General features: G+C 72.6%; 16 protein-coding genes. 11 read left to right on the forward strand and 5 right to left on the reverse strand.

The window, feature by feature from the left end:
* Positions 1–165: 165 nt before the first annotated feature.
* Positions 166–405 carry a chaplin gene (locus IE295_RS21165; protein WP_190065281.1) on the reverse strand — a complete coding sequence of 80 codons (240 nt, stop codon included), beginning with the start codon at positions 403–405 and terminating at the stop codon, positions 166–168.
* 226 nt (positions 406–631) lie between these two features.
* On the opposite strand from IE295_RS21165, the gene IE295_RS21170 reads away from it, so the two are divergent.
* Entirely contained in the window at positions 632–1,306 is a 675-nt protein-coding gene (locus IE295_RS21170) for a 4'-phosphopantetheinyl transferase family protein (protein WP_190065427.1), read from the forward strand.
* 118 nt (positions 1,307–1,424) lie between these two features.
* Here IE295_RS21170 and IE295_RS21175 read toward each other — a convergent pair whose 3' ends face one another.
* On the reverse strand, positions 1,425–2,393 hold the full coding sequence (locus tag IE295_RS21175; RefSeq protein WP_224323330.1) for a polyprenyl synthetase family protein: 969 nt from the start codon (positions 2,391–2,393) through the stop codon (positions 1,425–1,427).
* A 263-nt stretch (positions 2,394–2,656) separates the two neighbouring features.
* Here IE295_RS21175 and IE295_RS21180 point away from each other — a divergent pair, with 263 nt between their 5' ends.
* The 4 genes from IE295_RS21180 to crcB are packed head-to-tail and all read left to right on the forward strand — an operon-like array spanning position 2,657 to position 5,143.
* Complete coding sequence (locus IE295_RS21180; protein ID WP_190065282.1) at positions 2,657–3,907, forward strand: styrene monooxygenase/indole monooxygenase family protein; 1,251 nt, start codon at positions 2,657–2,659, stop codon at positions 3,905–3,907.
* A gap of 47 nt (positions 3,908–3,954) precedes the next feature.
* Positions 3,955–4,425 (forward strand): fluoride efflux transporter FluC, encoded by a 471-nt coding sequence (locus tag IE295_RS21185; RefSeq protein WP_190065283.1) that lies wholly within the window; start codon positions 3,955–3,957, stop codon positions 4,423–4,425.
* Positions 4,422–4,784, forward strand: coding sequence for a DUF190 domain-containing protein (locus IE295_RS21190; protein WP_190065284.1), 363 nt, complete (start codon positions 4,422–4,424; stop codon positions 4,782–4,784). The genes IE295_RS21185 and IE295_RS21190 overlap by 4 nt, the downstream gene beginning before the upstream one ends.
* Positions 4,781–5,143 (forward strand): fluoride efflux transporter CrcB, encoded by a 363-nt coding sequence (gene crcB, locus IE295_RS21195; RefSeq protein ID WP_190065285.1) that lies wholly within the window; start codon positions 4,781–4,783, stop codon positions 5,141–5,143. The genes IE295_RS21190 and crcB overlap by 4 nt, the downstream gene beginning before the upstream one ends.
* Before the next feature lie 25 nt (positions 5,144–5,168).
* Here crcB and IE295_RS21200 read toward each other — a convergent pair whose 3' ends face one another.
* Both IE295_RS21200 and IE295_RS21205 read right to left on the reverse strand, forming a co-directional pair.
* Positions 5,169–5,432 (reverse strand): hypothetical protein, encoded by a 264-nt coding sequence (locus IE295_RS21200; protein ID WP_190065286.1) that lies wholly within the window; start codon positions 5,430–5,432, stop codon positions 5,169–5,171.
* Complete coding sequence (locus IE295_RS21205) at positions 5,429–5,785, reverse strand: DUF6247 family protein (protein ID WP_190065287.1); 357 nt, start codon at positions 5,783–5,785, stop codon at positions 5,429–5,431. Before IE295_RS21205 ends, IE295_RS21200 begins: the two co-directional genes overlap by 4 nt.
* A gap of 210 nt (positions 5,786–5,995) precedes the next feature.
* Here IE295_RS21205 and IE295_RS21210 point away from each other — a divergent pair, with 210 nt between their 5' ends.
* Together IE295_RS21210 and IE295_RS21215 are read left to right on the forward strand one after the other, a co-directional pair.
* Positions 5,996–6,457, forward strand: coding sequence for a hypothetical protein (locus tag IE295_RS21210; protein ID WP_190065450.1), 462 nt, complete (start codon positions 5,996–5,998; stop codon positions 6,455–6,457).
* Positions 6,457–6,765, forward strand: a complete 309-nt coding sequence (locus IE295_RS21215; protein WP_224323329.1) for a transcriptional regulator — start codon at positions 6,457–6,459, stop codon at positions 6,763–6,765. Before IE295_RS21210 ends, IE295_RS21215 begins: the two co-directional genes overlap by 1 nt.
* Before the next feature lie 44 nt (positions 6,766–6,809).
* Here the strand turns inward: IE295_RS21215 and IE295_RS21220 are convergent, their stop codons facing one another.
* Entirely contained in the window at positions 6,810–7,697 is an 888-nt protein-coding gene (locus IE295_RS21220) for a LysR family transcriptional regulator (protein WP_190065288.1), read from the reverse strand.
* Positions 7,698–7,784: 87 nt separating this feature from the next.
* On the opposite strand from IE295_RS21220, the gene IE295_RS21225 reads away from it, so the two are divergent.
* The 4 genes from IE295_RS21225 to IE295_RS21240 all read left to right on the forward strand — a co-directional run bounded on the left by IE295_RS21225 (position 7,785) and on the right by IE295_RS21240 (position 11,986).
* Positions 7,785–8,489 carry a succinate dehydrogenase cytochrome b subunit gene (locus IE295_RS21225; protein ID WP_190065289.1) on the forward strand — a complete coding sequence of 235 codons (705 nt, stop codon included), beginning with the start codon at positions 7,785–7,787 and terminating at the stop codon, positions 8,487–8,489.
* Between the two features lie 2 nt (positions 8,490–8,491).
* Positions 8,492–10,438 carry a fumarate reductase/succinate dehydrogenase flavoprotein subunit gene (locus IE295_RS21230; RefSeq protein ID WP_190065290.1) on the forward strand — a complete coding sequence of 649 codons (1,947 nt, stop codon included), beginning with the start codon at positions 8,492–8,494 and terminating at the stop codon, positions 10,436–10,438.
* On the forward strand, positions 10,435–11,193 hold the full coding sequence (locus IE295_RS21235) for a succinate dehydrogenase/fumarate reductase iron-sulfur subunit (protein ID WP_190065291.1): 759 nt from the start codon (positions 10,435–10,437) through the stop codon (positions 11,191–11,193). Before IE295_RS21230 ends, IE295_RS21235 begins: the two co-directional genes overlap by 4 nt.
* Before the next feature lie 112 nt (positions 11,194–11,305).
* Positions 11,306–11,986 carry a TMEM175 family protein gene (locus IE295_RS21240; protein ID WP_224323328.1) on the forward strand — a complete coding sequence of 227 codons (681 nt, stop codon included), beginning with the start codon at positions 11,306–11,308 and terminating at the stop codon, positions 11,984–11,986.
* The last annotated feature ends 28 nt before the right edge of the window (positions 11,987–12,014 follow it).

The following is a 12,014-nucleotide window of genomic DNA, read 5'->3' on the forward strand; positions in this document are numbered from 1 at the left end:
CCCACCCGGTTCCGCCCCCTCCGCGGCCGGGAGGAGTGATCCTACGGGCCGGGCGCGGAACGGCGTATGGCGCCCGCCGACGGAGCGTCGGGGGCGCCATACGGGACGGTTCCGGGCCGGGGAGCGTCCCGGAGCCGTGCATCAACCGCGTCGGACGGTCACCGGTCAGCTGTTGACGCAGACGTTCCCGGAGGCCGCGTTCAGCAGGCCGACGATGTCGATGGAGTTGCCGCAGAGGTTGATCGGGATGTGGATCGGCACCTGGATGACGTTGCCCGAGATGACACCGGGAGAACCGGCCGCCACACCCTTGGCTCCGGAGTCGGCGACCGCGCCGCCGGCCACGCCGGCGAGAGTGGCGCCCACGGCGGCGGTGACGACTGCTGCCTTGGCGATACGAGACATGGGGAGACACCTTTGCTTGGTCGTACGGGACGAGCACCCGGTCGGTGACGGCCGGGAGCCCGGATCAACGTTTGGGGGTCGCAAAGGTTTCGTTCATGAAGCGTCCGGGTGATACCGATGCGCACCGATGAACAGAAATGGGGGTTTCCGCACCGGCTCCCGGGCTGGCAGGGTTCCTTCCGTGAATCACGGTGAGATGTCCCGGGCCGCCTCACGGCCGGCGGAACTGATCGGCGCACTGCTCCCGGCGGCGGTCGAGTCCGTCGAGTCCTTCCACGACCCGGTGGACCTTCCGGCGCTCTTCCCCGAGGAGGAGGCGCTGTTGGCCAAGGCGGTGGACAAGCGGCGCAGGGAGTTCACGACGGTACGGGCCTGCGCCCGCACCGCACTGGGGAGGCTGGGCCACGCCCCCTCCCCCATCCTGCCCGGACAGCGCGGCGCGCCCCGGTGGCCGACGGGGGTCATCGGCAGCATGACGCACTGCGAGGGCTACCGCGCGGCGGCGGTCGCGCACGCCCGCGACGTGATGACCATAGGACTGGACGCGGAACCCCACGAGCCCCTGCCCAACGCCGGGGTGCGCGCGCTGGTCACGCGCCCCGAGGAGCGGGAGCAGCTGGCGCGGCTGGCCGCCCGGCAGCCCGGCGTGTGCTGGGACCGGCTGGTGTTCAGCGCCAAGGAGAGCGTCTACAAGGCGTGGTTCCCGCTCACCGGCCTCTGGCTCGACTTCGAGGACGCCGTGGTGGAGGTGGACCCCGGGGCGGAGACCTTCACGGCCCGGCTGCTCGACCCGGCGCCGCTGCTGGCGGCGACCGGGAACCGGCTGGCGGGCTTCAGCGGCCGCTGGCGGGTGCGCGACGGCCTGATCGTGACGGCCATCGCCGTGCCCGCGACGGCCTGATCGTGACGCCCCGGCCGTGACACCCGGCGCCCCCTGGAAGGACACCTGGCGCCCCTGCCGGTAGGACGCCTGGCGCCCCCGCCGGGAGGGACGCCGGGCGTCGTGCCGCTGCCGGCGCTCACCCCTCCTGCGACGCGACCCGGTCGGCGAACGCGGCCAGCTCCTCGCCCCAGCCGGCGGCCAGCGACAGCGACTCCGCGGTGCGGCAGGCGCGCTCGACGAGCTCCTGGATGAGCTCCTCGGCCACGTCGTGCTCCTCCGGCTCCAGCAGGATCTCCCGCAGCAGCTGCGCGTCCCACGCGTACTCCGGGCCGCCGTCGAGGAACCCCCGCAGCCGCCACGCGGCGTGCAGCGGCCGGGCGTACGCCTCGTAGGGGCCGTCGAGGTCCGGCCGCCCGGCGAGCGCCGCGCCCAGCCGCAGTGGGTGGCGCAGGGCGTACCACCCGGCGGTGCAGCCCAGGTCGCAGCCGGTCACGCAGCGCCCGGGCCAGGGGTCGTCGAGGTATTCGGCGGTCATGGCGTGGTGGCTGTAGGAGCCGATCGCCCGTTCCGTGCGCAGCTCGTCCCAGATCCGCCGGGCCTCGGCGGGCAGCGGGGCCATGAGGCGGTCGGCGTGGGCGAGGGCGAGGTCCCCGGCGAGGGTGGCGGTGGACTCCCCGAAGCGCCGGGCCTCGCCCGCCCAGCCGCCGCGCTCGTGTTCGGCGGCGCGGCTGACGTGGAGGGTGGGCATGCCCCGGCGCAGGGCGGCGTTGTCGCGGACGTCGCTCCGTATGAGGGTGCAGGTGTCCAGGAGTTCGAGAGCCGCCGCCGCGTCGACGGCCCAGGAGGCGTCCGGGTCGCCGCCGGCCGCGAGGTAGCCGGTGAGGAAGACCAGGGGGCGGGCCCGGTCCCCGCCCGCCGCCACGAATTCCGCGAGGGACTCGACGAGTCCGGCACCGCGCGCGTCCGCGGTGCGCCAGCGGTGGTGCTCCTCGTCGAGGACGGTGCGCAGCCGTTCCTCGACCCGGTCGAGCATTCTCGCCCGTTGGAGCCGGGGCGACACCGTACGAGGCGCCACCGGTTGGGGCGGCTGGGGTTGCTTCGTCATCGTGTATCTCCATGGATCGGCTGCGGCCTTCACCGACCCCGACGGGCGGGTGGCTCCGTTCTCGACGGTTCTCGGAAGCGGAAGACGGCGGAAGGTGACCGGCCAGACGACTACCCCGGCACAGCGCGCCGAAAGCGCCGGTTTCCTGCCATCCCCGGAACCGGGGTGACGGTTGGGGCACCACTCGCGTGCCGTCTGTACAGCGTGCGCCGTGGACGGTTACATCGGGGGCGAGCCACGGGATCCGGTTTTCGGAGGCAACCATGCGCAGGATTGCGATCGTCGGCGCGGGCCAGGCGGGACTGCAGCTGGCCCTGGGACTGCAGGCGGCCGGGGGCTACGAGGTGACCGTGGTCTCGGCGCGCACGCCCGACGGCGTGCGCGGCGGGCGGGTGATGTCCACCCAGCTGATGTACGGGCCGGCGCTCGCCCTGGAGCGGTCGGCGGCCCTGAACATGTGGGACGAGCTGACACCGCGGATCGACGGCCTGCGGATCGGTCCGGTGGACCCACCGGGCGTGCCCGTCCCGGAGCGGACCATCACCGCCGCCCTCGACGAGCCGGCCCAGTCCGTCGACCAGCGGGTGAAGACCGCGCACTGGCTGGAGCTGTTCGAGCACCGCGGCGGCCGGGTGGAGTACCGGGAGGCCGCTCCGGAGGACCTGGCGGCGCTGGCCGCCGGTCATGACCTGACGGTGGTCGCCGCCGGGCACGGACCGCTCGGGCAGGTCTTCGGCCGCGACGACCGGCACAGCCCGTACGCCGGCCCCAAGCGCACGCTGGCCTGCGTCTACCTGCACGGTGCCGCGCCGGATCCCGGGCTGCCGCCGTCCTATCTGCGGATGTGGGGGTTCCCGGAGGCCGGGGAGTTCTTCGTGCTGCCGGCGCTCACGGGCTCCGGGCCGTGCGTGATCCTGCTGTGGGAGGGGCATCCGGGCGGCCCGTTCGACTGCTGGGGCGACGTCTCGGGTCCGGAGGCGACGCTGCGGCGCTCGCTGGAGCTGCTGCGTACGTACGCGCCCTGGGAGTACGAACTGTTCGCCCGCGCCGAGCCGACGGACCCGGGGGCGTGGCTGACCGGCAGCCTGACGCCGGTGGTGCGGCATCCGGTGGCGGAGGTCGCCCCGGGGGCGTACGTCCTCGGCATGGCGGACGCCGTCGTCCTCAACGATCCGATCACCGGTCAGGGGGCGAACAACGCCGCGCGGTGCGCGGAGCGTTACCTGGGCTCGGTGCTGGAGCGGGGCGATCGGCCGTTCGACCGGGCGTGGATGCACGAGACGTTCGCCGGCTGGTGGGACCACGCCCGGCACACCACGGCCTTCACCAACATGGTGCTGGACGCGCCGCTGCCCGAACACGTCCAGCACGTCCTGGCGGCCGCCGCCCGGCACCCCGAGCTGGCCCACCGCTACGTCAACGGCTTCGCGGACCCGGCCGACTACCAAGAGTGGCTCATGGACGCCGACCGGGCGGAGGCCTGCCTCGCCGCGGTGGCGGGCCCGGCGGGCTGAGGCCCGGCCGACCGGGGGCGCGGGACGCGCTGGGCTAGCCTGAGGCGATGGGTACGACACGGCCGGGCGCGGTGGCGCGGGCGGGCGCGGCGCCCGCGCCCGCGCGACGGCGCGGGACGCCGGGGCAGTGGCCGGTGCTCTGCGCGGTGTCGCTGGGCGGCGCTGCGGGAGCGGCCGCGCGCTACGGCGCCGGGCTCCTGTGGCCGACGGCGAACGGCACCTTCCCCTGGACGACGTTGCTGGTCAACGCGGTCGGGTGCGCGCTGATCGGAGTGCTGCTGGTGACCATCGCCGAGGCGGGCACCCCGCACCGGCTGGCGCGCCCGTTCCTGGGAACGGGGGTGCTGGGGGGCTTCACGACCTTCTCCACGTACGCGGTGGACATCGAGGAATTGGTGCGTGACGGCCACGCGGGCACGGCGGCGGCCTACGCGGCCGCCACGCTCTGCGCGGCGATGGCGGCGGTGTGGACGGCGGCGACGGCGACCCGCCGCCTGATCACCCGGAGGACCCGATGACGCCCGCACCCCGCAAGGCGCTGCGCCTGACGGCCTACGTCGGCGAGTCGGACACGGCGGCGGGCTCGGGCGGCCTGGGCGGCCGCCCGCTCTACTCCGAGATCGTCCACCGCGCCCACGCGGCCGGCCTGGCGGGCGCGAGCGTCTTCCGCGGCATCGAGGGCTTCGGTACCTCGTCACGGATCCACACCTCCCGGCTGCTCTCGCTGAGCGAGGACCTGCCGGTGGCGGTGGTGATCGTGGACACGGCCGAGCGCGTACGGGCCTTCCTGCCGGTCCTGCGGGAGCTGACCGGGAAGGGGCCGGGGCCCCTGATCACCCTCGACGAGGTCGAGATCCCGCCGGAGACGCCCGCGTGAACTGGCTCCTCGTCATCGCCGGCGCCATGGCCGGCGCCCCTCTGCGCTACCTCACCGACCGTTTCGTCCAGTCCCGCCACGATTCCGTCTTCCCCTGGGGGACCTTCGTGGTCAACGCGGCGGGCTGCTTCGTCCTCGGCCTCCTGACCGGCGCCCTCCCGGACGAGCACCTGCGCCTCCTCCTGGGCACAGGCCTGTGCGGGGCCCTGACCACGTACTCCACCTTCTCCTACGAAACGCTCCGCCTCGCCGAGGACGGGGCGCGCGGCTACGCCGCCCTGAACGCGGCCGCGAGCGTGACGTGCGGGGTGGGCGCGGCCTTCGCGGGGGTGACGGCGGGGCAGGCGCTGTGGGGCTGAGCGCCGCGAGCTGCTCGCCAGGTGCTCAACCGGTCCAGGTGACCTGGGTGATCGCTACCAGACGAAGGCGTTCATGGGCGAGGAACATGAAGAAGCCACGGCCGCCGAAAATATCCAGGGCGCGCAGGCCCCCTCCGTCGAGCCGGCCACTGCCCACGTGCAGGGCATCGGGGCCGAGCACCGCGAGCTGCTCGGCCAGGCGCTCCACCTCGGCCACCACCTCCGCGGGCAAGCCGTCCACCACGTGCTCGCCACTCGGAACGTAGTCCCAGCTCCAGGCATCGCTCACGAAGAGGCCTCACGGTCCGCCTCGTCGATGATCTCCATCATCCCGCTGACCAGCCTGCCGACTTCCTCACGATCCGTCGCCTCCGCCGCGGCGTCTTCCAGGGCGCGGAGCCGGGCGGCGCGAGCCGGGAAGCGCTGGATCGCCACGAACCGCCCCCACTGCTGCAGAAACGTACGCAGAGGAGCGATGGTGCTCTGCGCCGCGGCCTGCTCCACAGCCTGATCGAGATGCTTGACGAAGGACGGCAGGTGGGCGGGGGCGATCTGCGCGATCGCGGCCCGGAGCGCGGCGGGGGTGATCGGCGGCATGGGAATCAGCGGCGCATCGGGGGCGCCGACGTGCTGCTCGGACATGGATCCTCTCCTGGGCCACTGCGACAGGCGTGACGTCCGCCGAGCCTACGCGCCCGAGATGACGGTGGTGCGTCCGTTCACGCCAAGGGGTGCGCGTGGCGGGGGCGTCGCCGGGTTCACGGGATCCACGAGCGCTCTCACGCCGACACGTTTTCCACAGCGGAAAATCTACAGTTGCCATGACGGAAACAGCGTGCTTCACTTTCCGTCATGGCAACTGATGAGAACTCGCGGCCGTCCGGCCCGTCCATGCCCTCGCGGGAGAGTGCCGCGCAGTCCCTGGCGCTCGCGGAGGAGGCCAAGGCGGCGGTCGGGGCGATCTCGCCCGGGCGGTGGTACCAGCCCACGCTGGCCGCGTTCGTGATCGGGATCTTCCTCACCAATCTGCTGCCCGACCCGTTCGACATCACCGCCCTGGGCGTCCTGTTCGTGGGCATGATGACGTTCGTGGTCGTGCAGGTGCGCAAGATGGGCGTCATGCACCGGGCCACCCCGGAGACCGGGCGTCAGATAGCTGTCGGCGCGCTCATCGGCGGGGCGGTGTACGTGGCCGCGCTCGTCGTGGACAGCCAGGCCGACATGCCCTGGGTCTGGGTGCCGGCCGCGCTGCTGGTCGGAGGGGGCATCCTGGGACTGGAAAGGCACTCCCGCACGAAGGGCATACCCGCATAGTGACCGCTCCCGAAGACGGCTTCAACGAGACGATCCACGCCCCGAACCGGCTGAGGATCTGCGCCGCGCTGGACGCCGTCGAGGAGATCGAGTTCGCGACGATCCGCGAGACGCTCGGCGTGAGCCCGTCCGTGCTGAGCAAGCACGTCACGGTGCTGTCCGACGCCGGCTACGTCGAGCAGCGGCGGGCCGTGCGCGACACCCGGCAGCGGGTGTGGCTGCGCCTGACCAAGGAGGGCCGGGCGGCCTACCGGTCCCATCTCGCCGCGCTCCGCGCGATCGTCAACGCCGATCTGTCCGAGGGCTGAGCTCCGGCCCCCAGCCGGTCACGCCCTTCCTCCACCTCGGGCGCTCACCCCGTGCCCAGGTGCTCGAGGAGCACCCGCCGCAGCTCGCGGGCCGCGCGCGGGGGCGGCGCGTCCTTGCGGTGCGCGACGGCCACGGTACGGCGCATGCGGTCGCCCTCGAAGGGGGTGACGCGCAGGCCGGAACGGGCCGCGACCATGCCGGGGACGACGGCGAGCCCGAGACCCGCACGGACGAAGCCCAGGACGGCGTCCATCTCGCCGCCCTCGACGGTGAAGGAGGGTTCGAAGCCCGCCGCACGGCACGCGGCGGTGGTGATCTCCCGCAGGTCGTAGCCCCGCCGGAACATCACCATCGGCAGGTCCCGCAGCTCCCCCACCCGGATGCGGCTCCGGCGCGTGGGCGGGGGGCCGGACGGGGCCGAGACCACCACCAGGTCCTCCTGCAGCAGCTCCGTCGTCACCAGCGCCGGGGCACCGACGCCGAGCGGGGTGATGATCAGCGCCAGGTCGAGCCCGCCGTCGGCCAGGCGGCGCACCAGGTCCTGCGAGCCGCCCTCGTCGACGTGCAGCTCGATGCCGGGAAAGCGCGCGTGGTACGTGCGCAGCACGTCCGGCACCAGGCTCGCGCACAGGCTCGGCGGGGCACCGAGCCTGACCCGGCCGCGCCGCAGCTGGGCGACCTCCTGCACCTCGCGGTGTGCGGTCTCGGTGTCGGCGAGGATGCGGCGGGCCAGCGGCAGCAGGGCCTCGCCGGCGTCGGTGAGGGTGATGTTGCCCCGGGCCCGGTGGAAGAGCTCGGCGCCCAACTCGCGCTCGAGCGCGCGGATCTGCTGGGAGAGCGAGGGCTGGGCGACGTGCAGGGCCTCCGCGGCCCGGGTGAAGTGCCGCGCCTCGGCGACGGTGGCGAAGTAGCGGAGCTGCTGAAGTTGCACCCCACCACCATAGATAGGAGGTGCCTATGGAAACGAGCTCGATCATGTCTTGGACGCATCATGGGCGGCCGCCCTAGCGTCGGCGGCATGGCACTGGCGACCCGGACGGACCGGCCTCCGTCCCTCATCCGCTCCGTGTGGCGCTCGACCGTCGGCAAGAAGGCGGTCATGGCCGTCACCGGCCTGGTCATGCTGGCGTACCTGGTCGCCCACATGATGGGCAACCTCAAGGTGTTCTTCGGCGCCGGGGAGTTCAACCACTACGGGCACTGGATCCGCACCATCGGCGAGCCGTTCCTGCACCGCGAGTGGTTCCTGTGGACCGCCCGGGTGGCGCTGAGCATCTCGGTCGTCCTGCACGGGGTGGCCGCGTACCAGCTCAGCCGCCGCGACCTGGCGGCGCGTCCGGCGAAGTACGCGCACAAGCCGCGCCGCAGCAGCTACGCCACCCGCACCATGCGCTGGGGCGGGGTGATCCTCGCCCTGTTCATCGTCTGGCACGTCCTCGACCTGACCACCCTCGACGTGAACCCCAACGCGCAGGAGGGCCACCCGTACGAGAACCTCGTCGCGTCCTTCGACCGCTGGTACGTCTCCGCCTTCTACATCGCCGCGATGCTCGCCCTCGGGCTGCACATCCGGCACGGCTTCTGGAGCGCCGCCCAGACGCTGGGCGCGGGATCGCCCCGCCGCGACCGGGCCCTCAAAGCCGTCGCCAATGCCCTCGCGGCGCTGTTGACCTGCGGCTTCATCGCCGTACCCGTCGGTGTTCTGACAGGAGTCGTGAGCTGAACATGAGCGAGTATCTCCACTACTCCGCCGGCGAGCCGCTCGTCGACGCGGCGGCCCCCGGCGGGCCGGTGGCCGAGCGCTGGGACCGCCGCCGCTTCGAGGCGAAGCTGGTCAACCCGGCCAACCGCCGCAAGCACACCGTCATCGTCGTCGGCACCGGCCTCGCCGGCGGCGCGGCGGGGGCGACGCTGGCCGAACAGGGCTATCGCGTCGTGCAGTTCTGCTACCAGGACTCGCCGCGCCGCGCCCACTCCATCGCCGCGCAGGGCGGCATCAACGCCGCCAAGAACTACCGCAACGACGGCGATTCGGTCCACCGCCTCTTCTACGACACCGTCAAGGGCGGCGACTTCCGCGCCCGCGAGTCCAACGTGCACCGCCTGGCGCAGATCTCGGTGGAGATCATCGACCAGTGCGTGGCACAGGGCGTGCCCTTCGCCCGCGAGTACGGCGGCCTGCTGGACACCCGCTCGTTCGGCGGGGTGCAGGTCTCCAGGACGTTCTACGCCCGCGGCCAGACCGGGCAGCAGCTGCTGCTCGGCGCGTACCAGGCGCTCAGCCGCCAGATCGACGCGGGCGGCGTCGAGATGCACGCCCGCACCGAAATGCTCGACCTGATCGTCGTCGACGGGCGGGCGCGCGGCATCGTCGCCCGCGACCTCGTCACCGGCCGCGTCGGCACGTACATGGCCGACGCCGTGGTCCTGGCCAGCGGCGGCTACGGCAACGTCTTCCACCTCTCGACCAACGCCAAGAACTCCAACGCCACCGCCGTCTGGCGCGCCCACCGGCGCGGCGCGTACTTCGCCAACCCCTGCTTCACCCAGATCCACCCCACCTGCATCCCGCGCTCCGGCGACCACCAGTCGAAGCTCACGCTGATGAGCGAGTCGCTGCGCAACGACGGCCGCATCTGGGTGCCCAGGGCCCGGGGCGACGCCCGCCCGCCGGCCGAGATCCCCGAGGACGAGCGCGACTACTACCTGGAGCGGATCTACCCCGCCTTCGGCAACCTCGTCCCGCGCGACATCGCCTCCCGCGCCGCCAAGAACGTCTGCGACGAGGGGCGCGGCGTGGGCCCCGGCGGCCAGGGCGTCTACCTCGACTTCGCCGACGCGATCGCGCGCATGGGCCGCGAGGCCGTCGAGGCGAAGTACGGCAACCTCTTCGAGATGTACGAGCGGATCACCGCCGAGAATCCGTACGAGGTGCCCATGCGCATCTACCCCGCCATCCACTACACGATGGGCGGCCTGTGGGTAGACTACGACCTGCAGACCACCGTCCCCGGCCTCTTCGCCATCGGCGAGGCCAACTTCTCCGACCACGGCGCCAACCGCCTGGGCGCCTCGGCCCTGATGCAGGGCCTGGCCGACGGTTACTTCGTCCTGCCCGCCACCATCAACGACTATCTCGCCCGCCATCCCCACGACGAGGTGCCGCACGACCACCCGGCGGCGGCCGCGGCGGTCGCGGAGGTGACCGCCCGCCTGCGCCGGCTGCTGGACAACGACGGCGACCGTACGCCGGAGTCCTTCCACCGCGAGCTGGGCGAGCTGCTGTGGGACGAGTGCGGGATGTCCCGTACGGAGAGCGGCCTGCGCAAGGCGCTGGACCGGATACCCCAGCTGCGGGAGGAGTTCTGGCGGCGCATCAAGGTGCCCGGGTCGGGCGAGGAGCTCAACCAGTCGCTGGAGAAGGCGAACCGGATCGTCGACTACCTGGAACTGGCCGAGCTGATGTGCCTCGACGCGCTGCACCGCACCGAGTCCTGCGGAGGGCACTTCCGCGAGGAGAGCCAGACGCCCGACGGCGAGGCGGAGCGCCGGGACGAGGAGTTCGCGTACGCGGCCGCCTGGGAGTTCACCTCCCCCGGCGCCGCGCCCGTCCTGCACAAGGAAGACCTGCGTTTCGAGTACGTCCACCCCACCCAGCGGAGCTACGCGTGAACCTCACCCTGCGCATCTGGCGCCAGCGCGACGCGGCCGGGCCCGGCGCCATGACCACCTACGAGGTCACGGGCATCAGCGAGGACATGTCCTTCCTGGAGATGCTCGACCACCTCAACGAGGAGCTCATCCTCGCCGGCGACGAGCCCGTCGCCTTCGACCACGACTGCCGCGAGGGCATCTGCGGCGCGTGCGGCATGGTCATCAACGGCCGGGCGCACGGCCCCGAGCGCACCACCACCTGCCAGCTCCACATGCGGCACTTCCGCGACGGCGACACGATCGACGTCGAGCCGTGGCGCGCGGCCGCCTTCCCCGTGATCAAGGACCTCGTCGTCGACCGTTCGGCCTTCGACCGCGTCATCGCCTCGGGCGGCTATGTTTCCGCGCCCACCGGTTCGGCCCCCGAGGCCCACGCCACGCCCGTGCCGAAGCCCGTCGCTGACCTCGCCTTCGAGCACGCCGAGTGCATAGGCTGCGGCGCGTGCGTGGCCGCGTGCCCCAACGGCTCGGCGATGCTCTTCACGGCGGCGAAGGTGGTGCACCTCAACGTCCTGCCGCAGGGAGCCCCGGAGCGCGAGTCCCGTGTGCTCGGCATGGTGGACGCGATGGACGCGCAGAGCTTCGGCGGCTGCACCAACACCGGCGAGTGCGCCACCGCCTGCCCCAAGGGCATCCCGCTCACGGCGATCAGCACGATGAACCGCGAGTATCTCCGCGCCACGGTCAAGGGAGGAGTCCGGCGCGGGAGCTGACGACGGCCGGCTCACCCGGTCGCACGGCCAGCCCGGTCGCACGCATCACCTGATCGGGCGGTTTGCCGGGCAACGACATTGACGCTTCGTCACCCTTCGTACGCTGTTCGTCGTGACGCGCGACGCGTACGGCACGGGCGAAGACGGAACTGACAAGGACCGGATCGACAAGGACCAAATCGACAAGGACGGCATTGGCAAGGACCGGCTGCTGGCGTTCGCCGACGCGGTGACGGCCATCGCCATCACGCTGCTGGCCCTGGAGATCCGCGTCCCCGAGGGCCTCGACGCCGGGCAGCTCGGCCACGCGCTGGGCGAGACGCTGGTCAAGGTCTACGCGTATCTGCTCAGCTTCACCGTCGTCGGCCTGCTGTGGCTCGCCCACCACCGGCTGTTCAGCCTGATGGTGGCGGTCGACCGTGCGACGGTGCGCCTGGAGCTCGCGCTGCTGGCCGTCATCGCCGCGCTGCCGTTCCCCACCCGGCTGCTCAGTGAGTACGGCGGGACCACCGAGGCCACGGCCGGCTACGCCGCCGCCATCGCGCTGACGGCCGCGCTGCTGACCGTCATGACCCTGCGGCTGCGCGCCTCCGGGCCGCCGCGCATAGGGGAGGCATCGCCCCGGCGGGTCGCGCGGCTGCTGTACGCCAACGCGACCCTGACCGCCGTCTTCGCCACGTCGATTCCCGTCGCCCTGGCCTCCCCCACCGCGGCGAAGTACTGGTGGGGGCTGCTCGTGCCGCTACGGATCCTTCCCCGCTGGGTGCGGCGGTGGCGACGGATCCCCGACTGACCCGCCGCGCCTACCGCACCTACCGCGC

It is taken from the genome of Streptomyces griseocarneus, from assembly GCF_014655595.1.
Lineage (GTDB): Bacteria > Actinomycetota > Actinomycetes > Streptomycetales > Streptomycetaceae > Streptomyces > Streptomyces griseocarneus.